We start from the raw sequence: 22,476 nt of genomic DNA, 5'->3' as shown, positions 1-22,476 counted from the left end.
ACTCTCTTCTCTACGCAGGAGACGAAGGCGCTGCCGCGTCTTTCCCGCGCCCAGTGAACCTATCCGCCTTCCATGGCACAACATCCGCGTCGTTCAACAACAATTGCACGAAAGCGTCGGAAGACACCGGACGGCTGAAGAGGTAACCCTGCATCTCATCGCATCGCTGGTTGCGTAGGAAATTCAATTGCGATTCGGTTTCCACGCCCTCGGCAATCACCTTGAGCTTCAAGCTGTGCGCCAATGCGATCACGGCCTTGACGATGGCCGCATCGTCCGTGTTCCCCGGGATCTCCTTGACAAACGACTGATCGATCTTGAGCGTATTGATGGGAAAACGCTTCAGGTAGCTCAGGCTTGAATAGCCGGTGCCGAAGTCATCGATCGACAGATGCACGCCCATATGACTGAACTGGCGCATGATTTCCGCTGCCGCCTCGGGCCTGTCCATCACCACGCTCTCGGTGATTTCCAGCTCCAGATGCGTGGCGCTGCAGCCGGTTTCCTCCAGCACGCGCGCCACCATTTGTACAAGATCCTGCTGCTTGAACTGACGCGCTGAAAGATTGACCGCCATTCTGACGGGCGGCAGCCCGGCGGCCTGCCAGGCCACGTTCTGGGCGCAGGCTGTGCGCAACACCCATTCGCCGATGGGAACGATCAGGCCGGTCTCTTCCGCAATCGGGATGAACTCCGCCGGCGAAACCCGCGACTGATCCGGCAGTATCCAGCGCAACAATGCTTCCACGCCGATGATCCTGCCCGACGGAATATCGACCTTCGGTTGATAGCGGAGTACGAATTCTCCCCGTTCCTGCGCGCGGCGCAGCGCGCTTTCTATCATGATGCGGTCGATGGAACCCGTATCCGACATCATCTCTGTCGTGTAGAACTGGAAATTGTTGCCGCCCGCCTCCTTGGCCCGGTACATCGCCGTATCCGCGTTCTTCAACAACGTCTGTTCATCGATGCCGTCCTTGGGATAAAGGCTGATGCCGATGCTGCAGGTGCTGAAAAACTCCTGCTCGAGTATGTGCAATGGCCGCGACATGGATTCGAGCAAGCGCGCCGCGGCAAGCCCGACGCCCTCCACCTTCTCCAGATCCGCCAGCACCACCACGAACTCGTCGCCTCCCAGGCGGGAAACGAAATCGCCGTCCCTGAGATTGGACGACAGCCGAAGCCCCGCCGCGACAATCACTTCATCCCCCGCCGCATGTCCCAGCCTGTCATTGATGAACTTCAGCCGGTCCAGATCAACGAACATGACAGCCACATACCGCCCCAGGCGCCCGGCGTGCGCAATGGCTTCAGACAGGCGATTGAGCAACAGCAAACGATTGGGAAGACTGGTCAACGCGTCGTGATTGGCCAGATATTGCAAAGCATCTTCCACCCCCTTGCGCCTGGAAATATCCTCGATCACGGTGATGTAATACATGGCCTTCCCGACTTCATCGCGTATCAGGGAACTGGTGACGTTGACCCAGATGTTCCGCCCGTCCTTGCGCTGATACCGCTTTTCCCGGGTGTAATGGGCAATCTCTCCGGACAGCATGCGACGCGCCAATTCCTGATCGCCATCCTGATCATCGGCGTGGGTGACATCGTGATACGTCATTTGCAGCAGCTCCTGCGCCGTATAGCCGGCGATCTCGCAGAGCTTCTGGTTGACCATCAGCCAACGGCCGTCCGGAGCAACGTGCGCCAGCCCGACCGCGGCCTGATTGAACGCCACCCGAAAACGCGCCTCGCTTTTATCCAGTTCGTTGGATACCTGGACGCGGCGGGTGATATCCCGCACGGTTGCGATGATGATTTTCCTGCCGTCGGAATGGAGAGAACTGAGATAAACCTCGACCGGCAGGTGTACGCCGTCCTTGCGCAGATAGACGCATTCATGCGTCATGGATTTGCCGTCGCTTTGAAGCTGCGCGTAGGCGCCCTTCGCCACCGCGTCCTCGTCCAGATCCAGGCGAAGATCCTGCACGCTCAGCGACAGAAGTTCATCGTATCGGTAACCCAATATCCTTGACGCGGTGGCATTGGCGTCAAGAATACGCATGTCGTCGGGATTGAAGAGCAGGATGGCATCGACCGAACTGTTCAAGGCCGTGCGGAAGCGGCGCATTTTTTCCTGTGCAAGGATATGCTCCGTGACATCCTGTATCGTCAACAGCAGGATATGCGCCCCCGCCATCCTCGTGCGCGCGACATGGAATTCAAAGTGGCGCGTGGCGGCATTGATCGACAACGGCACGGGCAGTTTATGCAGCGGCGACCCGGTGACGAGGACCTGTTTCAGCCGGTCAAACAAGTCGCTGCTATCGATCAACGCGGAAAGCGGTTTGGCCAGCGGCGTATCCCCACCCCGCAAACCAAGCATCGCCATCGCCAGGGAATTAACCGACAAGACATGAAAATTTGCATCCACCACGATCAAGCTGGTCGGAAGGCCCATGATGAGCTGTTCACAATGATTCATATCTTGCTGCCTGTTAAGCATGGGTGAAGGAAATCGCGGAACGATCCGAGCCATTCTGAAAGATGGCGCTACGCGATAAACACCGCACCCTCCCCCTGATCTGTTTTTGCCGCTACCCCCGGGAATTCATCGTTGAATAAGTTGCCGTTTTCGTGTCGCAGCTTATGTCAATATTTTTCTCAGGATAAATTGATTTGCCTCATGTGGGTATCAGACTCTGCTGATTCTGAGCAGGAAAAATCTGACAAAGCCGGCCACAAAAAATCAGGCGGCGGACCGGGAAGCGAGGCCATTCCGAAAACGCCCGGGAACGCTCTATGCGACGGTGCTTTTGGGCAATCGTCCTTGCGACCGCCATCACCTCCGCCCATCCGTCTCTCCCCCGCCACAAAATTGATAAACGATTTTCAGCAACCGGCCATGAGCACCACTCACCCATGCGCCCCGAAGCCAGCCCGCCCCTCAGGAGTATGATCACGCCATACATCCCGATTTGCGGCTTTTCACGGAAATCGGGTACGGTATAAAAACAATATCGAGACACTGCAAACAACACAGGCGACATGCCGGTCTCGGATCTTCAAGCGGGGTGGGGTTATATTGCAGCAGCCGGCGTTACCAGACGGAACTGCGCTCCATATCAATGTCAGTCATCACATCGCATGGAAAGGAAGAGTCATCATGGCGACGAACACAATCCGGCTTCATCGCGTGCTCCGCGCACCCCAGGAGAGAATCTACCGGGCGTTTCTTGACGCCGACGCACTGACGAAATGGCTTCCGCCGCACGGCTTCACCTGCAAGGTCCACCATATCGACGCCAGGGTGGGCGGCACCTACAAGATGTCGTTTACCAACTTCTCGACGAAAAACAGTCATTCCTTCGAAGGCAAGTATCTCGAACTCATCCCCGCCCAACGCATCCGGCATACGGACAAATTCGACGATCCCAACCTGGCGGGTGAAATGCAGACGACAATTACTTTGCAGAAAGTCTCCTGCGGCACGGAAGTCAACATCGTGCAGGAAGGCATACCGGAAGCCATTCCGCCCGAGGCTTGCTATCTTGGATGGCAGGAGTCGCTGGTGCTTCTCGGGCAACTGGTGGAGGCCGAGATTCCTGGTTGATGGATTGGCGAGTTGAGGCCTAATCCTGAAATCCAGCGAACGGTTGGCGATTCAGTTTTCATATTTTTTTACCTCAATTCATGTGCGAAATTTAGGTCTCACGTGTGCCATCTTTGGCGATATCTTTGTTTGGATATCCTGGAAAATATTTCTGACTTCACTCAGATTTATCAACGCCGTGCAGGCGAGATTTTTCCGTTCATAGAATTGGCATACATTGACCAACCCGGTACATGTCTCAGCCAGTATGGCTGAATCGCCTCTCTGGATATCAATACCCAGCCGTTCGAAATGAAGCAGCAGATTCGACAGGAGCAGACATTTTCTTGATACCTCCTGGTCTTCATCCCGCAAACCATCACCGTATTGACGAAGGGCGCCGCCAATGCGGCCGGTAAATCTCATCAGCCTTGCCAGATCCAAAGTTAAATCTATGTGTTCGTTCATTTATCCTCTTTAATTTGGTTGAATGGTAAGAAACGGCGTAATTAACTGAGCGAACACAATAGAACATTAAGCGCCTATACTAGGCATATCGAGATATTACATAAATCTGTGCTGTGAGACAGCATAAGTTGCTTCAAATATGCAAATTAGCCCTAGTCCCATGAGCAACGATATTGCGGTTCGAATTGGTAGAAATATTGCATCTGCACGCAAGGCGCAGCAACGCACTCAGGCCGATGTCGCAGAAGCGGTAGGAGTCGATACGGTATCGCTGTCACGTATAGAGCGCGGAGTAGTTACTGCGGGAATTCCTACGTTGGACAAGATTGCGGACGAATTGGGCGTGCCGCTGGGGAGATTGTTTGACGGGGCATCTGCCAATTCTTCTGCCTTGGCAGACAACATCATTGCGCAGTTGGAGCCGTTGAAAGACGCGGATCGGCTGTTCTTGGTGGAGCAGTTTCAGGTATGGGCGAAGAAGCTGGCCAGCAAAAAGTGAGTTCGCTCCGCAACTCAACCGCTCATCGTACGCTTGGGACGCTTCTGCTTGAGAATGCCGCTTCTATTTCCTGGAACCACAAGCCGCCGCAAAAAGTATCCTCTATCGACAGCACACCTCAGCCCTCACGCCCCCGGACGATCGACCGAAACGAAAAACTCGCTCGGCGGAAGTCCGAAGTGCTTTTTGAAGGCGACGGCATACGCGCTATGACTCTCATACCCGCTGCTTAACGCGACCTGCGTAATGGGCGCGCCTTTGAGGAGAAGGGTCATGGAGGACATCAGTCGCATCTGCTGGCGCCACCGTCCGAATGTCAGTCCCGTGCTTTTCTGAAAGTGGCGATGGAATGTCTTGGCGCTCATGGCCAGCGTCGCCGCCCAATCGTCTGCCATGGCAGGATGGGCGGGATCGTGAACCAGCGTGCGGCACACCCGCTGAATTTGTGCGTCGGACGGCCAGGGCAGATGAAATGGCAAAGGACGTTGCAAGCCCAATTCCTCTCTGAACAACTCTCCCAGAAGTTTTTCGCGTGTTGAATGCGCGGATTTGAGATCCAGGGAGGTCAACGCGCCGATCAGCTCCCGCAACAAGGGAGAGACATGGAGAACACTGTCCTGCGCCGGCAGGTGCTTCGCTGAATCTTCGTGGATGAAGATGCCGTGGACCTCCGCGGAAACCGGTACGACCAGGCGATGCGGTATGCCAGGCCGCAACCAGACGGCAGCCGTGGGGGGAACGAGCCAGCGTCCCGTGGCGGCCTCCACCAGCAGGACGCCTTCGGCGGCATAAAGCAGATGCCCCCGGCGGTGCGAATGCTCAGGCACCACATGGCCCGCCGGGTATCGTGTCACCACGCCAGTAACGGCCAGGTCGGCAGATTCGTGATCGTTGAGGTCGAGTGCGCGCGCACCTTCCGCCGGAGAAGCGAATCCCATGACGAGTCAAATGTCCATTTTGATAAAGAATATGTCCATTGTTATGTAGATGGACATCGTGGTCAAGCCTATACTCCCATCAGAACATCATGTCTTACGACCCGCTCATGCGCACTTCCCTGCTTCTTTCGCGACTGCCGCTACGTCTGATGCCCGGTCGGGGTCCGGACGCATTCGACTGCGTCGCGACCCATCCTGATTCCCCCTGACCCCGACCTCGGCCAGCTTCCTCCAAGCAGGGGAATCAGGTGTTTTTAATCCCCTATTCGAGGTTTATATGCTGGCAAATCCCTCCGCCAAATATCGTGCGTTTCCGATCATCGACATGCCGGATCGGCAATGGCCGTCGCGCACATTGAGCAAGGCCCCCATCTGGCTTTCGACCGATCTGCGAGACGGCAATCAGGCTCTGTTTGAGCCGATGAATCGCGAGCGCAAGCTGCGCTTGTTCGACGAACTGGTGCGCATCGGTTTCAAGGAAATCGAGGTGGGCTTCCCCGCTGCGTCCAGAACCGACTTCGAAGTCGTGCGTCATTTGATCGACGCCAATCTCATACCGGATGACGTGACCCCCATGGTCATGACCCAATTGCGCGAAGACCTGATCGAGGAAACCGTACGCAGTGTCCACGGTGCGCGCCGAGTGATCGTACATTTCTACAATGCCATCGCACCGGCATGGCGTGAAATCGTCTTCGGCATGAGCGTGCCGCAGATCATCGAGATGGTCGAACACCATATCGCCCTGTTCAAAAAACTGATCGCCCAATATCCGCAAACGGAATGGGTGCTCCAATATTCTCCCGAGACCTTCTGCATGGCGGAGCTGGAAGTGTCGCTCGCCGTGTGCAATGCCGCCATCCGGGCATGGGATGCCGGACCGCAACGGCCCATGATCGTCAATCTCCCCACGACGGTCGAGGTTTCCACGCCCAATGTCTTTGCGGATCAAATCGAATGGATGCATCGCCAACTGGAGCGCCGTGAGCATATCGTGCTGTCCGTGCATCCGCATAACGACCGCGGGACGGGCATAGCATGCGCCGAGCAGGCGATGCTGGCGGGCGCGCAGCGGGTCGAAGGCTGCCTGTTCGGCAATGGCGAGCGTAGCGGCAACCTGGATGTCGTGACGCTGGCGCTGAATCTGTATACGCAGGGCATCGCGCCGGGACTGGATTTCTCCGACATTGCCGCGGTCGCGCGCATTGCCGAGGAATGCACCGCCCTGCCTATTCATCCGCGCCATCCCTACGTCGGCGATCTGGTGTTTACCGCGTTCTCAGGTTCGCATCAGGATGCCATCGCCAAAGGCTTTGCCGCACAAGACCCCGACGGGATCTGGCGCGTTCCCTATCTGCCGCTTGACCCGCACGACCTGGGACGCACCTACGACAGCATCGTGCGCGTCAACAGCCAGTCAGGCAAAGGCGGCATTGCGTTTCTCCTGCAACGCGAACACGGCGTCGCGATGCCGCGCCGCATGCAGATCGAATTCAGCGCCATCGTTCAGCGATTGGCCGATGCCAGCGAGACTGAACTGACCAGCGAGCAGATCTGGGCGGTCTTCGAAAAAACCTATCTTGTCCGTGCCGAGGACGGGAGAGGCTATGCCTATCGGCACCATCGTCTGTTCGATATGCCTGATGGCCAGGGCATTGAACTGGAACTGGCGTTGCCGGATGGAACCGTGCATACGCGCCAGGGCGTCGGCAATGGCCCCATCGCGGCAACGGTAGCAGCCCTTGGCCTGCCATTGCGGATCGACAGCTACGAGGAGCGCAGCCTCAGCACGGGTGCAGATGCTTCGGCAATGGCGATCGTGGAAGCGGTGTGGCCCGGTGTGCCGGGTTCCCGTTTCGGCGTGGGAAAACATCCGAACATCATTACCGCGTCAGTACTTGCGGTACTCAGTGCCACGGCGAGATTTTCCGACGCGGTCGAAACGGGTGCGGATCGCTGATCGGGTGCATCCTTCAACATGCGTTCAGCATGCCGACTGTCGCTTAGGCATAGCCGGAGCAGACTCAAAAGCCATACCGGCTTTGCCTTGTCGACGGCGGTAGCTGGCGTCAATCACGCACTTTTCCGCGCATCGACTTGATCTCGCCGCGCTGTGTCTTGGTTTGCAGCCGTCTGCGCTGCGAACCACGGGTGGGACGGGTCGGCCTGCGCACTACCGGCACCCGGGCGACAACCGCTACCATTTCGTGCAAACGCTGCAAGGCGTCCGCCTTGTTTTTTTCCTGACTGCGGTGCGCCTGGGCCTTGATGATGATCACCCCCTCCTTGCTGACGCGATGATCCCGCAGCGCCAGCAGGCGCTGCTTCACATCGTCCGGCAAGGACGAAGCGCGGATATCGAAGCGCAGGTGTATCGCGCTCGATACCTTGTTGACGTTCTGCCCGCCCGCGCCTTGTGCGCGGATGGCAGTCAGTTCGACTTCTTCGTCGGCGATGAAGAGTGTGAGAATGGCAGCGGCCCGTTGTGGCAAAGCGCTATTTTAACGGCTGGCGCGATGACGGCATGCGAATATGGCGTGCATCACCTCGCACGCATCACCTCGCGCTTTCGCCGGCATGCCGGAAATCATATTGATGACCTTATGTCGATGAAAGAGTCTTCATCCTTCTTTGCCCCAATTCATGTACGAAATTTAGGTGTCATGTGGGCCATCTTTGGCGATATTTTTAGCTGGATATCCCGGAAAATATCCCGTGCTTCGCTCAAATTTATCAACGCTGTGCAGCCGGGATTTTTCCGTTCATAGAATTGGCACACATTGACCAACCCGGTACATGTCTCAGCCAGTATGGCCGAGTCGCCTCTCTGGATATCGATACCCAGCAGTTCGAAATGAAGCAGCAGATTCGACAGGAGCAGACATTTTCTTGATACCTCCTGATCTTCATTCCGCAAACCATCACCGTATTGACGAAGGGCGCCGCCAATGCGCCCGGTAAATCTCATCAGCCTTGCCAGGTCCAAAGTTAAATCTATGTGTTCGTCCATTTATCCCTCCTATAATTTAGAACAGTTTCAATGTGAAGATCGCCAAATTTTTCCTCCCGCGAATTTTTCGTCGCAAGAAGTGTTGACCACAGTTTTGTGTTTCCCCAGATCACCAGTACACTTCCATCGTTACGTTTTTAGGACTGACGCTGAGTCACGATCCCTCATTCTTACGTAACTCGATTTCCCTGCGTTATGTTCTTAAAGTGTTCCAAAAACGTTCCAATGTTGTTCTCTTTCATTTTAGTTGTCAATAACACAATATTGCCAGTATGAAAAAAATTGCCAGCGTCACCGAACGCATCCATCAGCTACTTAGGGAACATGGCGTCGCAGAACGTGAGCACATTAAAACTGTCGCTCAGATCATCGGACTTCAGTACATCAGCACGCAGCAAAAATTCAGCGGTAGAAAGTCATGGACGACTGAACAGCTAACAAGAATTTGTCATTATTTTGACGAGCCACTGACAGCATTGATCGAGCACGATCCGTCAATTTCAGCGCACAGAGCCGTGCTATTGGGCAAAGGGGCTCCACAACGATGCTTGGTCAGGCTGGGTAAAACTCTCGCTAAGCCCGCCCTCGAAAATCTGGCGATTACAAAAAATGACGACGAATGGTATGTGCTACCGGGGAAAGACGTCCCCGAGGGAAAATTAAGCTATGCCGTGTTGAATATGGAAGTGCTGCCACCACCCTGCGTGGCACTGTTGGACGACGAAGAAGACAGCATGCTAGCCCTCGCCAGCATATTTGAAGACCACGGCATTGAAACGCGATTGTTTCAAAAACCGACAGAAATATTGGCTGCTTCTCAAAAGCAAGTCTTCGATGCCTACCTGTTGGATTGGGTTCTTGGCGCGGGTAAAACGGCGGAAGAAGTCGTCAGCAAAATTCGTGAACTCTCCAAAGAATTGCTGATTGTGATTCTCACCGGAGAAATCAGAACCGGCGTCGTCAAAGACTCTGAGCTTGCTTACATGATGCGCGCGTATGACGTCACGGTGTGTGAGAAGCCTGCCCTGTCAGAAATTCTGGTGACGATATTTTTTAAACGTCTGTTTTTTTCTTAGTCAAGAAACCTACGGGAATCTGCACAGTGAAGGTCGTGCCCTTACCTTCCTTGCTTCTCACAGAAATATCTCCCTTTAACAAGGTGGTCATTTGTTTCACCATCGTCAGCCCGAGGCCGCTTCCGGCATTGTTTAGATTGTTATTGATCTGAAAAAACGGATCAAATATCTTGGACAAATCAGAGACACCAATGCCCACGCCCGTATCAGCAATATCGAACACAAGCACATCACGTCCATTCTTTTTCCCGGTCATCGCCGATACGACAATTTCTCCCTCGTTGGTAAATTTAATGGCATTCCCAATCAGGAGCGCCAATATCTGTTGAATGTGCAATCGATCAGCATTGACCTCGTCCTCATCGCAAGCATTCTTGACATTAAAATCGATGCCCTTTGCGGTGGCGGCATGAGAAAAATTTTTTGATGCGTCATCGAGAAGATCAGACACCAGGAATTTTTCATTCGAGGTCTCTATTTTGTTGATTTCCAGTCGCGAGTAGTCACCAAATTCCCGCATCTTCAAAACGATCTTCTCGGTCGCACGATTCAGAATGTCAATGAGTACGGTGTCCTTTTCGCTTACCTTCATCGACAAGGCTTTTGCTGCATGGACCAATGATTGAATCGGTGGGCGCAACTCATGATTGACGGCGGAAACGAAGAGGTTTTTCATTCGCACAGTCTCGGCCGACTCTTTCGCAATCTGCTTATAGCGCATGCCTACGAATAGCAATATCCCCGAACATATGACGGTCACAACATAGATCGCCAATGCCATCGCCCTGTTCCAGAACAGATGATTAAGTGTTCCCTGGTATTGATTTATTTGCGTCTCATACGCCACATTGCTTAAATTGAGCATCCTCCCTCGCATGGCCAATATCTCTTCAATGATCTTAGTTTTTTCTTCCGCTGTGACGCTTCCCAAGGGACTCATATTTTTCTGGAAAAATTCCACATCCTGAATAAGTGCAGCCATCACGTCCCGATATGCTTTGCCCTTTAGAAAATCGTGGCTGCGCGGAGACTCGTAGGCCTGGAGCACGAATTTTGAGTAAAAGATGTCGAACTTTTCTTGAATGTCTCGTTTGTCTTTTTCTTGTCCACTGGCCATTGCGAAGAAAAATTGCTCAAGCGTGACGTGCATTTGGTGAATCGCAGAATAGTTATCTAATTCCGGCAGAGACTTCGTTGCAGATAAAAGATTGATGAGCACGACAAATATCGTGCTGGAGATGGCCGCAAACAGGCAATAAACAACGACAACGCTTTTCTTCTTAAGAAAATTAAAGATCATTTGATGATGATTTGTGCCGCATACCGATGCATAACAATACGCCAGAACAAACAACCGCGGCAATGTAAATAGCCAACGCCAACCTGTTCCAAAATAAGTGATCGAGCGTCTTTTGATATTGCTCTATTTGTATCTCGTACACGATATTGCTCAGATTGAACATCATGCTTCGCATGCCTAACATCTTCTCAATGATCTGTGATTTTTCTGGTACTGCAAGGTCTCTTAACGTCGCAATATTTTTTTGGAAAAAATCCACATCCTGAATAAGCGTCGCCATTACGTCGCGATACTCTTTGCTTTTCATAAAGTCGTGACTGCGTGGAGAATCGTAGGCATGAAGCGCGAATCTCGAGTAAAAAATGTTGAACTTGGTTTCAATCTCTTGCTTGTCTTTTTCTCGGTCACTGACTACGGCAAAGAAAAATTGCTCAAGCGGGAGATGCATCTGCTCAATCGTCGAATAGCTATCCAATGAAGGGAAGAATTTTGTGGCCGAACAAAAATTGACAAGCACGACAAATACCGTACTGATCGTGAATAGGTAGTAAGCAGCAACGATGCCTTTTTTCTTGAAGAGATTAAGTGTCATTTGACGATGATTTTCGATACTTGCCAGGTGAATTTTGCATCGGTGGCGGCATTATTTAATTCTGCCGGATATTGATCTTTGGGATAGATCAATCCAAGCGGCCCCAATTCTTTGACGCCCATACGCTTTCCTTGACGTTCATACGCAAGAATGAGCTTGTAGCGCGCGACGTCCGAAACAGGAATCGTGTATTGATAGCCGTCCAGGCAATGGATTTCCAGGTTGCTGCCAGTTGCACCAACCTTGTCCAATAGATCTGCAAGCAAGAACCCGTCAAACTTTTCGACACCAGTCCAGTTCGTGGAAGTGCGAATACTGTATTTCTTCATGGAGAGCAGATCACGCTCGTTGAAATGGTAGAGCTTGCTTTTTTGATCGGTGTAATTCGTTATTTTTCCCGACACATCCAAAACCAGCTCTGCACCAAAGGCAAGACTAGAACTGAAAGCCAACAATATAGCGGCGATGAAGTGCTTCATGATGAACGGCCCTGTTCTACGCAAGAGAAGCGAATGTCGTAAATCTCTGGTGTAACGGTGGGCTGTAATTTTCGGAAGGTGAATTTATTCAAGGGCATTTCTGGTGGGAGAAATTAATGAAGGAGAAAGCTGTTTCATGTAATGCGCGGCGGACAAAAATTATACCGGGTAGAGATGCACATTTGTACACAAGCTGGGCATCCAGTTGCGTAGTATGTGCGACGCTTTAACATGAAGCGCATACACTTGATCAAGTCCATTGAGGACATTTCATTCGTACTATGGGCACACAATAGCAATGAATTTTCTGGTACCCAATAGACTCGAATCAAGACTGTCGCGATACAAAAGAGACCCGTTCGATTGCCACTTATTTTCCCTCGCTGATTCTCGCACTTCACATCGCTATATGATGAGCTTCAAGAGAATAGCGTTGTGATAAAGAATGAATGCTGAAAAAATTGAATTGTTTATTTTCTTCTTCTACTTGCCTTACAATCTTTCCTTGCAAAATGCTTTTACGCTTTTCACCTCCGGACACCACAGAAAAAGCGGTCATAACCAGAGGAATCTAACAATAACCAAAACTATCGAAAGGTCGTGCATATGTTGGAAGCATTAGGGAATGTATTAGGGAACGCTCATTTTGAAGCTTATGTCGGCGGTCCATTAGTTGGTTTTATTGTCGCAGTCATTTTCTCTAGTTTAGGGAAGAGACTGCCACCAGACAGCGGAATTAGTCGTAAGTCACCCAAGGAAATTTGGGATCGACTGGAGCGCCCTACTCGTGATATTCACCACCATCACTATCATGCTCCACAGTCGTCGAAATCAAACGGCAGCTCAGGAGAACTACTGATCTTCGGCGGCATTTTTCTGCTTGTCGTGTTATTTTTGTTCTCAGCCTTTTTACCTCAAATTGCGAATTTACTCTCCTTCTTCATCTTAGCTGTTGCAATGTTTTCTGTGACAGCGTCAATCCTTGCCGTCGTTACAGGACAATTCACAAATCAACAATGGTGGTTGCATGCCATTTTTCCATCGCTAGTATCTATAATTTGCTTTTGGTTGACGGATATGGCCTACAGAGCAATCAATCCAACCGTCGTTAAATATGCCCATGATTTATTGGATAATGGCCCGTTGAGTTTGAATCTCGTTCTTACAGGAGCGTTTTCATTTTTTAAGGCATTGGGCAATGAATATGTGTCTTGGCTCTTGTTTGATATGACTGCGTTTTTATGTATTTTAATTTGCTCAGTAATTTCTCTATTGCAGTGCGTCTTCTATGTGTCACTTTCCAATACACGAAATGCTGACGGTCGATTTTGGATGAGATTAGCATTAATCACAGAACGTTTTAGCACTATAGGAAATACATTTTTTGTCATTTTTTTCCTCGGATTGGGATGGGCATTTTCTTCCGGTTATCTCTACAAATTAATCCATTAAACAAAAGTAGTGTGAAATATACATATTTCACAAAGATTGAAAATTCGCAGATTGAAAATTAATTGGGGGAAATATGCAACTAACATCCGTAAGTATCCATAATTTTCGCTCTATTAAATATGAGCACATTCAATTTACACAGGATCGAGCTCGAGTACTCGTCGGCATAAATGAATCAGGAAAATCTAATGTCCTGAAAGCACTAGCACTTCTTTCCAAGGAAGAAAAAATTGACGTCGCAGATAAACGAGTTGAAAAAAATGATGAAGAACCAATACAAGATAGTGATGTCTTTTTTAGGTTTAGTTTAACGGAAGAAGAGATTAGAAAAGTTTACGAACTTGTTGCCATAAAATTTAACACCAAGGATTTGGTCAATCCTATTATTATTTTTGAAGGAAGAACTCTGACGCTTAAGGAGTTCTGTGATCTAAAAAGCGGGGATGGTCTCTATTTAGTTGATATTATTAATTCAAAGAGATACAGCTCGTTCTACTCTACTTACAATTCGGAAATTAAAATTCATGATGGCTGGAGGAAGAGAAATACTACTTCGGACAATGACAGTACACTCGAAAATTCTCCCATTTTCTTTCATTCGAAATCTGAACTAGCCTCTCCGACCGAATTCACTGATTTGTTATTCGACGATATTGAAACAGAGATCGGTCGTGAAATTGGGAAAATGGTAGCGGCTCAATTGCCTGAGTGTTTATATTGGCGTTATGAAGAACAGAATCTCCTTCCTGGCCAAGTCGATATGGAATCGTTTCAATCGAATCCAGATAGTTGCATCCCGCTAAAAAATTGTTTTGAAATGGCTGGCTACGCAAATCCTGGCGAAGTACTACAAAAAGCCAGGCAAAAAACTCGACAAAATTTACTAAATCTGCTGCAAAATGTTAGCCAAAAAACTACCTCATATGTTCGCTCTGTTTGGAAGGATCACAAGGATATATCTATTGAATTTCATCCAGATGGAGGATTGATTCTTCCGATAGTAAAAGATCAAAAAATCAACTTTGATTTCTTGCAAAGAAGCGAAGCGTTTAAACGATTCATCAGTTTCTTGTTGCTAATTTCAACTAAAGTAAGCACAAAGAAAATATCAAATACATTAATTCTTATTGACGAACCAGAAATCGGTTTGCACCCCACTGGCGCCAGAAATCTTATGGGAGAATTGATAAAAATCTCTCAATCGAATTATGTAGTGTATAGCACTCACTCAATCTTTATGATTGATAAAGAAAACATTGGTAGACATTTGATAGTCGAGAAAAAAGAAGAAATTACTACACTAAGTGATGCTGAAACATCGAAAATCCAGGACGAGGAAGTCATATACAAAGCTATCGGATTTTCATTGATGGAAATTCTTAAGCCAAAAAATTTGCTGTTTGAAGGCTGGAGAGATAAAAAATTATTTCAAATTTCAAAAGAGAAATATTTGAAACAGCACGCTAGTAACAAAGACATCCTTGAAGCCGATAAAAATATCAGCATCTGCCATGCCGAGGGTGTAAAGGATGTTCGAAATATAGCTCCGCTTATTGAGCTTGCACTACGAAAACTGCTAATAGTTACCGACTCCGATGCTCCTGCGAAAGAGCAAAAGAAGAGACATATGGAAGCTAAGATGTATGGAGAATGGTTAACTTATGAAGACCTAACTGGAAACTCTAGTTTTATAACGTCTGAAGATTTTATAAATTCAGAAATTATTATAGAAAAATTGAAAATACTAAAGAATGAATTTCCAAATTTGCCAGAACTAACACTACAAGATTTATCCGATCGAAAAGGGAAGCTACATGCCATTGAGAAATGGATTAATTCAAAAGTCCAACTCGAAGAAAAACCCCGTGTTTTAAACCAAAGTAAAGCACTTCTTTTCGACAATCTACTGGCCAGCGAAATTTTAGATGAATACCAACTTGTATTGGATCATATATATAAGTTGGCACACGCATAATCGTATTCTCTGGAAGTTCGTGATGTAGTTATATGAAGCACAGGAATTAACAATGGATGATTTTCGAGTGCGGGCACAACATGGTTATGGGCTCATTAATCTATTTGATGCCTGCATGTGATTTCCTTCGTGACCGTGGAGGGGGGGTACCATCATCGAGAAATCTGGAATTGACAACAAAGTATTCTGGTTATTGATTTTATATTTGACCAAGGTTTCAACGAGGTAATTTCTATCTGGGCTAATATAAAAAACATAAGTTTATGAAAAGTAGATCTCAAATTTCAAACAAAGGGGATATATGGATATTTCATTTGGGAAGCATGCGAGAAAATCTGTCGAAGAAGTGATAATTCAAGACCCTAAATATGTATTGTGAGTTGCCGATCCATCTGCCATTCGAAGAGAAACAGGATTCTTGGCGTTTTCTAGTTTTATGAGTTGACTGTCGGAAATGACGGAAGTCTTGGCTAGATATATAGACAGCTTTTCTTTGCGCCTAAGGACTTGTTGCATTTCCCCCTCCATAATATGAATCCGTCAGTACCAACGATTCATTTCTTTTTTGTATTATTACTTACTTAATAAAAAAATAAATACAATAAAAAAGATACCGGCGCGTACGTTTCACGTCGGAAAAACAAAACGATATGAACGTTTGCGTTGTAGCTGAAAGTACATCGCCAACTTTATTTTCAATGGCGCACGGCCATACCAGTAACGCCCCCAGCAATTTCCAACGTCAGAAATAACCACCCGTAACCCGGTATAATCCGTACCCAACGCGGGTGTAGCTCAATGGTAGAGCAGAAGCTTCCCAAGCTTACGACGAGGGTTCGATCCCCTTCACCCGCTCCAGAGTGCTAAGGCGCCGGGCGATTTCCCGGCTGCCTTACTGACACTCCATAACAACACATTCCGCCTCCCGATTCACCGCTTCAGAGTCATTCATGTCAGAAAACAAGTCCGGCAAACCGCTTTTTTACGATCCGACCGAACATCGCATCCGCAGCTTCGTCACGCGTGCCGGGCGCTTGTCCGGGGCGCAGGCGCGCGCCATTGAGGAGCTCGGTCCGCAGTTCCTGTTGCCGTATGCGAAGGAGACGCTGGATATCGATGCGGCTTTCGGACGCGCTGCGCCGACGGTGTTCGAGATCGGTTTCGGCATGGGCGACACCAGTGCGAAGATTGCGGCGGACATGCCGGAGAAGAATTTCATCGGCGTCGAAGTACACACGCCGGGCGTGGGCAGTCTGCTCAAGCAGATCGGCGAGCAGAGCCTGACCAATATGCGCCTGATCCAGCATGACGCGGTGGAAGTGCTGACCAACATGATCGCGCCGGGATCGTTGGCGGGCGTGCATGTGTTCTTCCCCGATCCCTGGCACAAGGCGCGCCACAACAAGCGCCGCCTGATCCAGGGGCCGCTGGTGAGCTTGCTGGCGTCGCGCATTGCGCCGGGCGGTTATCTGCATTGCGCGACCGATTGGGAAGAGTATGCGGTGCAGATGCTGGAGGTGCTGAGCGCGGAGCCGGCTTTGAAGAATACGGCGGACGCCGCCGAGGGGTATGCGCCGCGTCCCGATTACCGTCCTGTGACCAAGTTCGAGAACCGCGGCCTGCGGCTGGGCCACGGCGTGTGGGATCTGGTGTTCACCAAAATCTGATCATAGCGCCGCCTGCTGCAGAGCAGGTCACGCGGACAATTCCTGAATCAGGCTGATGATCTCGGCGCCGTAGGTGTCGAGTTTCTTTTCGCCAACGCCGGTCACGCCGCGCAGGTCGTCGAGCGACGACGGTCTGGCCTTGGCGATTTCGCGCATGGTGGCGTCGTGGAAGATGACGTAGGCCGGCACGTTGTGCTTGCGCGCGGTCTCGACGCGCCACCAGCGCAGTTTGTCGAAGATGACTTGTTCTTCGGCGGTGAGGCCGGTTTCGACGTAGTTGGACCTGGACGAAGTGCGCTTTTGCTTGACCGGCTTCTGGTACTGGCGCAACTGGATCTTTTGTTCGCCGCGCAGCACCGGACGCGCTTCTTCGGTCAGCTTGAGCGCGCTGTAGTTCTCATGGTCGACGGTGAGCAGGCCGAGCGCGATGACCTGGCGCAGCACCGCACGCCATTCGGCTTCGCCCTGCTCGCTGCCGATGCCGAAGACCGACAACTGGTCGTGGCGCCATTGCTTGACCTTGTCGGTATCGATGCCGCGCAATACTTCCAGCACATGACCAGGCGCGAAGCGCTGCTCGACGCGATAGACGGTGGACAGCAGCTTTTGCACCATGACCGTGCCGTCGAACGATACCGGTGGGGTCAGGCAGATGTCGCAGTTGCCGCAGGCCGTTTGTCCGTGCTGGCCGAAATAGTCGAGCAGGCGCACGCGCCGGCAATGCAGGGTTTCGCACAGGCCGAGCATGGCGTCGAGCTTGACGCCGAGCACGCGCTTGAAGGTGTCGTCGGCTTCCGACTCGGCGATCATGCGGCGCTGCTGCACCACGTCCTGCAAGCCGTAGGCCATCCAGGCGTTGGCGGGGAGGCCGTCGCGGCCGGCGCGGCCGGTTTCCTGGTAATAGCCTTCGATGCTCTTGGGCAGGTCGAGGTGGGCGACGAAGCGCACGTCGGGCTTGTCGATGCCCATGCCGAAGGCGATGGTGGCGACCATGACGATCTTGTCTTCGCGCAGGAAGCGCGCCTGGTTGGCGCTGCGCTTGGCGTAGTCCATGCCGGCGTGATACGGCAGCGCGTTGATGCCGTTCTGCACGAGGAATTCAGCGGTCTCTTCGACCTTCTTGCGCGACAGGCAGTAGACGACGCCCGCGTCGTCGGCATGCTCGCTCTCGATGAAGTCGAGCAGTTGCTTGCGGCCGTTGGCTTTTTCGACGATCTGGTAGCGGATGTTGGGGCGGTCGAACGAGGAGACGAACTGGCGCGCGTCTTCGAGCTGCAGGCGGCGGATGATTTCTTCGCGGGTCTGCTGGTCGGCGGTCGCGGTCAGCGCGATGCGCGGCACGTCGGGGAAGCGCTCGTGCAGCACCGACAGCTTGATGTATTCAGGACGGAAGTCGTGGCCCCATTGCGATACGCAATGCGCCTCGTCGATGGCGAACAGCGCGATGTGGGCGGCTTCCAGCAACTCCAGGCAACGCGGCGTCATCAGGCGTTCCGGCGCGACGTACAGCACGTCGAGGTCGCCGCTGCGCACGCGCCGTTCGATCTGCATCGCTTCGTCGAAGGTCTGGGTGGAATTGAGGAAGGCGGCGCGCACGCCGACTTCGGCCAGCGCGTCGACCTGGTCCTGCATCAGGGCGATCAGCGGCGACACCACCACGCCGACGCCGTCGCGCACCAGCGCTGGCACCTGGTAGCAGAGCGACTTGCCGCCGCCGGTCGGCATCAGCACCAGTGCGTCGCCGCCCTGCACCACATGCTGGACGATGTCGGCCTGCTGGCCGCGGAACGAGGAGTAGCCGAATACGGTTTCGAGTATGTGCAGTGCCTTGCCCTGCTGCCCCTGAACGCGCTCTGACACGATTTTTGACATTTATTGCAGGTATCCCTTGCTGACCGCGACCAGCAAAAACACGCCGAGCGCGGCGCGGTAGACGATGAAAGGCCAGGTCGAGAAACGTTCGAGGAATTTCATCAAACCCCAGATCGCGCAAAATGCCGACACGCTCGCCACCACCAGGCCGAACAGCAGCAGCGACCAGGCTTGCAAGGGGATATGCGCATGCAGCAGCACCGCCAGTTCTTTCAGCCCGGCCAGCGCGATCGCCGGCAAACCCAGCAGGAAGGAAAAGCGCGCGGCTTCTTCGCGCTTGAAATTGAGGAACAGCGCCGCCGTCAGCGTCGATCCCGAGCGCGACACGCCGGGGATCAACGCGCCGACCTGGGCGATGCCGACGATCAGCGCGTCGCGCAAGCGCATGTCGCCGACGCTGCGGCGGTGGCGGCAGGCCAGTTCGGCGATCGCCAGCAGGATCGCCATGGCGATGCACGACCAGCCGATCACCGACAGGCCGCGCAGCGGCGAACCGCAGGCGTTCAATACATGCGACAGGGCGAGTCCGGCGATGCCGATCGGAATGGTCGCCAGCACGATGGCGACCGCGAGGCGGAACATGGGGTTGTTGAAATCGCGCCGTTTCCACGCGGCGATACTGCCGCCGGTCACCGCGCTGACGTCGCGCCAGAAGTAGCTGACCACGGCGGCCAGCGCCGCCAGTTGCATCGCCGCCGAAAACGCCGAGCCCGGATCGTGCCAGCCCAGCACCGCCGGCACGATGCGCATGTGCGCGGTCGATGAAATCGGCAACAGTTCGGTGATGCCCTGGATGATGCCGAGGAAACCGATCTGCAAGTAGTCGAGAGACGCGAAACCGATATCCAGACCGGCGCTGCATGCATTTGCCATGATTGTTCCTTTGACTTATTCCACCCAGGCGACCACGCCGGTGTAGGCGGTGCCGAGGATCACCAGGCCGAACAGGATACGGTACCAGGCAAACACGGTGAAGTCATGCGAGCTGATGTAGCGCAGCAGCCAGCGTACGCACAGGAAAGCCGAGACGAAAGCGGCCGCGGTGCCGACCGTGAACAAGGGTGCGTCGGCGGCGCTCAGCAGGGCGCGCTCCTTGTACAGCGAATAAATAGTGGCGGCGAACAGCGTCGGGATCGCCAGGAAGAACGAAAACTCGGTGGCTGCCTTGCGCGACAGGCCGAACATCATGCCGCCGATGATCGTCGCGCCGGAACGGCTGGTGCCGGGGATCAGCGCGAATGCCTGGGCGCAGCCGACCTTGAAGGCGTCCAGCGGCGTCATGTCGTCGACCGAGTCGATGCGCGTGTAGGAAAAGCTCATGCGGTCTTTGTTGTGGCGTTCCACCCAGAGGATGATCAGGCCGCCGACGATGAAGGCGATCGCCACCGGTACGGGGGCGAACAGCACCGCCTTGATCTTTTTGCTGAACAGGAAGCCGAGCACCGCCGCCGGCAGGAAGGCGATGATCAGGTTGATCACCAGGCGTTGCGCCTTGCGGTCGGAAAACAGGCCGGCCAGCACCGCGGCGATGCGCGCGCGGTATTCCCAGCAGACGGCGAGGATGGCGCCGGCCTGGATGACGATCTCGAAAACGTCGACTTTCTCTTTGGGGAAGGTGGGGCCGGCGAAGCTGAGCAGGCTGCCGGCGAGAATCAGGTGTCCGGTGGAAGAAATTGGCAGAAATTCGGTCAGGCCTTCTACGATGCCCATGATGAGCGCTTTGAGCGCGAGAATTGTGTCCATGCTGAGGGAGTAAGTGTGTCAAAACCAGTGGCTGCCGGCTGCGAGGCCGGACGAAGTCAGCATTTTACTGGCTTGGCGGGGAAGATGGCGTTTTTTGCGTCAAAGTCCTCACCTCACTCAGGGATATCATGGTGGGCCATGAAGAAACGCCGTCCGTGGCTGGAATGCCGTTCTGTTCAGACAATTCCTCTCGATCGCCGTCGTCCCGGTGCGTGCCGGGGTCCGGTGTCCTGGCACGGCCGCCAAGACGCTGGGTCCTGACTTGCGTCAGGACGACAGACAATTTGGCGACGACGTCCTTGAGTTTGGCAGCGTCGGTGCCGCACACTTCGGTCGGCGCGATATAGACCTCGAAGAAATCGCGCAGGTCAGCCAATTTCTCTCCCCTCATCGTCGTCCCGGCGCACGCTGGGACCCAGCGTCTTGAAACGGCCGCCAAGACACCGGGTCCTGACTCGCGTCAGGACGACAGACAATTTGGCGACGACGTCCTTGAGTTTGGCAGCGTCGGTGCCGCACACTTCGGTCGGCGCGATATAGACCTCGAAGAAATCGCGCAGGTCAGCCAATTCCTCCTCCCTCATCGTCGTCCCAGCGCACGCTGGGACCCAGCGTCTTGAAACGGCCGCCAAGACACTGGGTCCTGACTTGCGTCAGGACGACAGACAATTTGGCGGCGGCGTCCTTGAGTTTGGCGGCGTCGGCGTCGCACACTTCAGTCGGCGCGATATACACCTCGAAGAAATCGCGCAGGTCAGCCAATTTCTCTCCCCTCATCGTCGTCCCAGCGCACGCTGGGACCCAGCGTCTTGAAACGGCCGCCAAGACGCTGGGTCCTGACTTGCGTCAGGACGACAGACAATTTGGCGACGGCGTCCTTGAGTTTGGCGGCAGCGTCGCACACTTCGGTCGGCGCGATATAGACCTCGAAGAAATCGCGCAGGTCAACCAACTCCTCCCCTTCATCGTCGTCCCGGCGCACGCTGGGACCCAGCGTCTTGAAACGGTCGCCAAGACACTGGATCCTGACTTGCGTCAGGACGACAGACAATTTGGCGGTGGCGTCCTTGAGTTTGGCGGCGTCGGCGTCGCACACTTCAGTCGGCGCGATATACACCTCAAAGAAATCGCGCAGGTCAGCCAATTTCTCTCCCATCATCGTCGTCCCAGCGCACACTGGGACCCAGCGTCTTGAAACGGCCGCCAAGACGCCGGGTCCTGACTTGCGTCAGGACGACAGACAATTTGGCGGTGGCGTCCTTGAGTTTGGCGGCGTCGGCGTCGCACACTTCAGTCGGCGCGATATACACCTCGAAGAAATCGCGCAGGTCAGCCAATTTCTCTCCCCTCATCGTCGTCCCGGCGCACGCTGGGACCCAGCGTCTTGAAACGGCCGCCAAGACACCGGGTCCTGACTCGCGTCAGGACGACAGACAATTTGGCGACGGCGTCCTTGAGTTTGGCGGCAGCGTCGCACACTTCGGTCGGCGCGATATAGACCTCGAAGAAATCGCGCAGGTCAACCAACTCCTCCCCTTCATCGTCGTCCCGGCGCACGCTGGGACCCAGCGTCTTGAAACGGTCGCCAAGACACTGGATCCTGACTTGCGTCAGGACGACAGACAATTTGGCGGTGGCGTCCTTGAGTTTGGCGGCGTCGGCGTCGCACACTTCAGTCGGCGCGATATACACCTCGAAGAAATCGCGCAGGTCAGCCAATTTCTCTCCCCTCATCGTCGCCCCAGCGCACGCTGGGACCCAGCGTCTTGAAACGGTCGCCAAGACACTGGATCCTGACTCGCGTCAGGACGAC

Annotated in this window: 25 protein-coding genes and 1 tRNA gene; 9 read left to right on the top strand and 17 right to left on the bottom strand. The window is 53.0% G+C overall.

Translation table 11 applies throughout. The annotated features are described in order from the left end of the window. Window positions 1–10: 10 nt before the first annotated feature. On the bottom strand, window positions 11–2,485 hold the full coding sequence (locus tag RV1423_RS28680; protein WP_051516855.1) for an EAL domain-containing protein: 2,475 nt from the start codon (window positions 2,483–2,485) through the stop codon (window positions 11–13). 681 nt (window positions 2,486–3,166) lie between these two features. On the opposite strand from RV1423_RS28680, the gene RV1423_RS22390 reads away from it, so the two are divergent. Further along, a complete protein-coding gene (locus RV1423_RS22390) occupies window positions 3,167–3,613 on the top strand; it encodes an SRPBCC family protein (protein ID WP_034301616.1) in 447 nt (148 codons plus the stop codon). Window positions 3,614–3,691: 78 nt separating this feature from the next. On the opposite strand, the gene RV1423_RS22385 is transcribed toward RV1423_RS22390, so the two are convergent. After that, window positions 3,692–4,060 carry a hypothetical protein gene (locus RV1423_RS22385; protein WP_155835220.1) on the bottom strand — a complete coding sequence of 123 codons (369 nt, stop codon included), beginning with the start codon at window positions 4,058–4,060 and terminating at the stop codon, window positions 3,692–3,694. A 160-nt stretch (window positions 4,061–4,220) separates the two neighbouring features. Between RV1423_RS22385 and RV1423_RS22380 the strand changes: the two genes are divergently transcribed. Then, window positions 4,221–4,559 (top strand): helix-turn-helix domain-containing protein, encoded by a 339-nt coding sequence (locus RV1423_RS22380; RefSeq protein WP_034301610.1) that lies wholly within the window; start codon window positions 4,221–4,223, stop codon window positions 4,557–4,559. A gap of 125 nt (window positions 4,560–4,684) precedes the next feature. Here the strand turns inward: RV1423_RS22380 and RV1423_RS22375 are convergent, their stop codons facing one another. Then, on the bottom strand, window positions 4,685–5,497 hold the full coding sequence (locus tag RV1423_RS22375) for a helix-turn-helix domain-containing protein (RefSeq protein ID WP_034301608.1): 813 nt from the start codon (window positions 5,495–5,497) through the stop codon (window positions 4,685–4,687). Window positions 5,498–5,774: 277 nt separating this feature from the next. Between RV1423_RS22375 and RV1423_RS22370 the strand changes: the two genes are divergently transcribed. Next, a complete protein-coding gene (locus tag RV1423_RS22370; protein WP_034301605.1) occupies window positions 5,775–7,457 on the top strand; it encodes a 2-isopropylmalate synthase in 1,683 nt (560 codons plus the stop codon). 109 nt (window positions 7,458–7,566) lie between these two features. Here the strand turns inward: RV1423_RS22370 and arfB are convergent, their stop codons facing one another. Both arfB and RV1423_RS22360 read right to left on the bottom strand, forming a co-directional pair. Beyond that, a complete protein-coding gene (gene arfB, locus RV1423_RS22365; protein WP_051516854.1) occupies window positions 7,567–7,989 on the bottom strand; it encodes an alternative ribosome rescue aminoacyl-tRNA hydrolase ArfB in 423 nt (140 codons plus the stop codon). Window positions 7,990–8,138: 149 nt separating this feature from the next. Then, window positions 8,139–8,507 (bottom strand): hypothetical protein, encoded by a 369-nt coding sequence (locus RV1423_RS22360; protein ID WP_034301602.1) that lies wholly within the window; start codon window positions 8,505–8,507, stop codon window positions 8,139–8,141. A gap of 272 nt (window positions 8,508–8,779) precedes the next feature. On the opposite strand from RV1423_RS22360, the gene RV1423_RS22355 reads away from it, so the two are divergent. Then, a complete protein-coding gene (locus tag RV1423_RS22355; RefSeq protein ID WP_034301599.1) occupies window positions 8,780–9,583 on the top strand; it encodes a helix-turn-helix domain-containing protein in 804 nt (267 codons plus the stop codon). On the opposite strand, the gene RV1423_RS22350 is transcribed toward RV1423_RS22355, so the two are convergent. The 3 genes from RV1423_RS22350 to RV1423_RS22340 all read right to left on the bottom strand — a co-directional run bounded on the left by RV1423_RS22350 (window position 9,561) and on the right by RV1423_RS22340 (window position 11,954). After that, window positions 9,561–10,802: a sensor histidine kinase KdpD gene (locus RV1423_RS22350; protein ID WP_197034988.1), complete on the bottom strand. Its 1,242-nt coding sequence runs from the start codon at window positions 10,800–10,802 to the stop codon at window positions 9,561–9,563. The genes RV1423_RS22355 and RV1423_RS22350 overlap by 23 nt on opposite strands. Before the next feature lie 70 nt (window positions 10,803–10,872). After that, window positions 10,873–11,475 (bottom strand): hypothetical protein, encoded by a 603-nt coding sequence (locus RV1423_RS22345; RefSeq protein ID WP_034301593.1) that lies wholly within the window; start codon window positions 11,473–11,475, stop codon window positions 10,873–10,875. Beyond that, a complete protein-coding gene (locus tag RV1423_RS22340; RefSeq protein ID WP_051516853.1) occupies window positions 11,472–11,954 on the bottom strand; it encodes a molybdopterin-dependent oxidoreductase in 483 nt (160 codons plus the stop codon). The genes RV1423_RS22345 and RV1423_RS22340 overlap by 4 nt, the downstream gene beginning before the upstream one ends. A gap of 606 nt (window positions 11,955–12,560) precedes the next feature. Here RV1423_RS22340 and RV1423_RS29280 point away from each other — a divergent pair. From RV1423_RS29280 to trmB, 5 genes are all read left to right on the top strand, one after another. Then, on the top strand, window positions 12,561–13,406 hold the full coding sequence (locus tag RV1423_RS29280; protein WP_231502480.1) for a hypothetical protein: 846 nt from the start codon (window positions 12,561–12,563) through the stop codon (window positions 13,404–13,406). Between the two features lie 73 nt (window positions 13,407–13,479). Then, window positions 13,480–15,381, top strand: a complete 1,902-nt coding sequence (locus RV1423_RS22335; protein ID WP_034301587.1) for an AAA family ATPase — start codon at window positions 13,480–13,482, stop codon at window positions 15,379–15,381. Window positions 15,382–15,682: 301 nt separating this feature from the next. Beyond that, window positions 15,683–15,760: a hypothetical protein gene (locus RV1423_RS30965; RefSeq protein WP_373419978.1), complete on the top strand. Its 78-nt coding sequence runs from the start codon at window positions 15,683–15,685 to the stop codon at window positions 15,758–15,760. Between the two features lie 405 nt (window positions 15,761–16,165). Next, a tRNA-Gly gene (locus RV1423_RS22330) sits at window positions 16,166–16,239 on the top strand. A gap of 92 nt (window positions 16,240–16,331) precedes the next feature. Then, window positions 16,332–17,048, top strand: a complete 717-nt coding sequence (gene trmB / locus RV1423_RS22325; RefSeq protein ID WP_034301584.1) for a tRNA (guanosine(46)-N7)-methyltransferase TrmB — start codon at window positions 16,332–16,334, stop codon at window positions 17,046–17,048. A 27-nt stretch (window positions 17,049–17,075) separates the two neighbouring features. Here the strand turns inward: trmB and recQ are convergent, their stop codons facing one another. The 9 genes from recQ to RV1423_RS22280 form a co-directional block, all read right to left on the bottom strand. After that, window positions 17,076–18,920 (bottom strand): DNA helicase RecQ, encoded by a 1,845-nt coding sequence (recQ, locus tag RV1423_RS22320; protein WP_034301581.1) that lies wholly within the window; start codon window positions 18,918–18,920, stop codon window positions 17,076–17,078. Continuing rightward, the gene (locus RV1423_RS22315) at window positions 18,921–19,793 is read right to left on the bottom strand and encodes an undecaprenyl-diphosphate phosphatase (RefSeq protein ID WP_034301578.1); all 873 of its coding nucleotides are present in this window, start codon (window positions 19,791–19,793) and stop codon (window positions 18,921–18,923) included. Between the two features lie 15 nt (window positions 19,794–19,808). Then, window positions 19,809–20,663: an undecaprenyl-diphosphate phosphatase gene (locus RV1423_RS22310; RefSeq protein ID WP_034301575.1), complete on the bottom strand. Its 855-nt coding sequence runs from the start codon at window positions 20,661–20,663 to the stop codon at window positions 19,809–19,811. Between the two features lie 64 nt (window positions 20,664–20,727). Further along, a complete protein-coding gene (locus RV1423_RS22305) occupies window positions 20,728–21,039 on the bottom strand; it encodes a hypothetical protein (RefSeq protein ID WP_034301573.1) in 312 nt (103 codons plus the stop codon). Continuing rightward, window positions 21,032–21,232 carry a hypothetical protein gene (locus tag RV1423_RS22300; RefSeq protein ID WP_155835219.1) on the bottom strand — a complete coding sequence of 67 codons (201 nt, stop codon included), beginning with the start codon at window positions 21,230–21,232 and terminating at the stop codon, window positions 21,032–21,034. The genes RV1423_RS22305 and RV1423_RS22300 overlap by 8 nt, the downstream gene beginning before the upstream one ends. Then, window positions 21,225–21,425, bottom strand: a complete 201-nt coding sequence (locus RV1423_RS22295; protein WP_034301569.1) for a hypothetical protein — start codon at window positions 21,423–21,425, stop codon at window positions 21,225–21,227. The genes RV1423_RS22300 and RV1423_RS22295 overlap by 8 nt, the downstream gene beginning before the upstream one ends. Further along, the gene (locus RV1423_RS22290) at window positions 21,418–21,807 is read right to left on the bottom strand and encodes a hypothetical protein (RefSeq protein ID WP_034301567.1); all 390 of its coding nucleotides are present in this window, start codon (window positions 21,805–21,807) and stop codon (window positions 21,418–21,420) included. Before RV1423_RS22290 ends, RV1423_RS22295 begins: the two co-directional genes overlap by 8 nt. Beyond that, window positions 21,800–22,000 (bottom strand): hypothetical protein, encoded by a 201-nt coding sequence (locus RV1423_RS22285; RefSeq protein ID WP_034301565.1) that lies wholly within the window; start codon window positions 21,998–22,000, stop codon window positions 21,800–21,802. Before RV1423_RS22285 ends, RV1423_RS22290 begins: the two co-directional genes overlap by 8 nt. Further along, the gene (locus tag RV1423_RS22280; RefSeq protein ID WP_155835218.1) at window positions 21,993–22,382 is read right to left on the bottom strand and encodes a hypothetical protein; all 390 of its coding nucleotides are present in this window, start codon (window positions 22,380–22,382) and stop codon (window positions 21,993–21,995) included. Before RV1423_RS22280 ends, RV1423_RS22285 begins: the two co-directional genes overlap by 8 nt. Window positions 22,383–22,476 lie beyond the last annotated feature (94 nt).

Source organism: Herbaspirillum sp. RV1423, from assembly GCF_000577615.1.
Classification (GTDB): domain Bacteria; phylum Pseudomonadota; class Gammaproteobacteria; order Burkholderiales; family Burkholderiaceae_D; genus Herbaspirillum.
The sequence above is the reverse complement of the archived record's forward strand: the minus strand, read 5'-3'. Positions and strand labels throughout refer to the sequence as shown.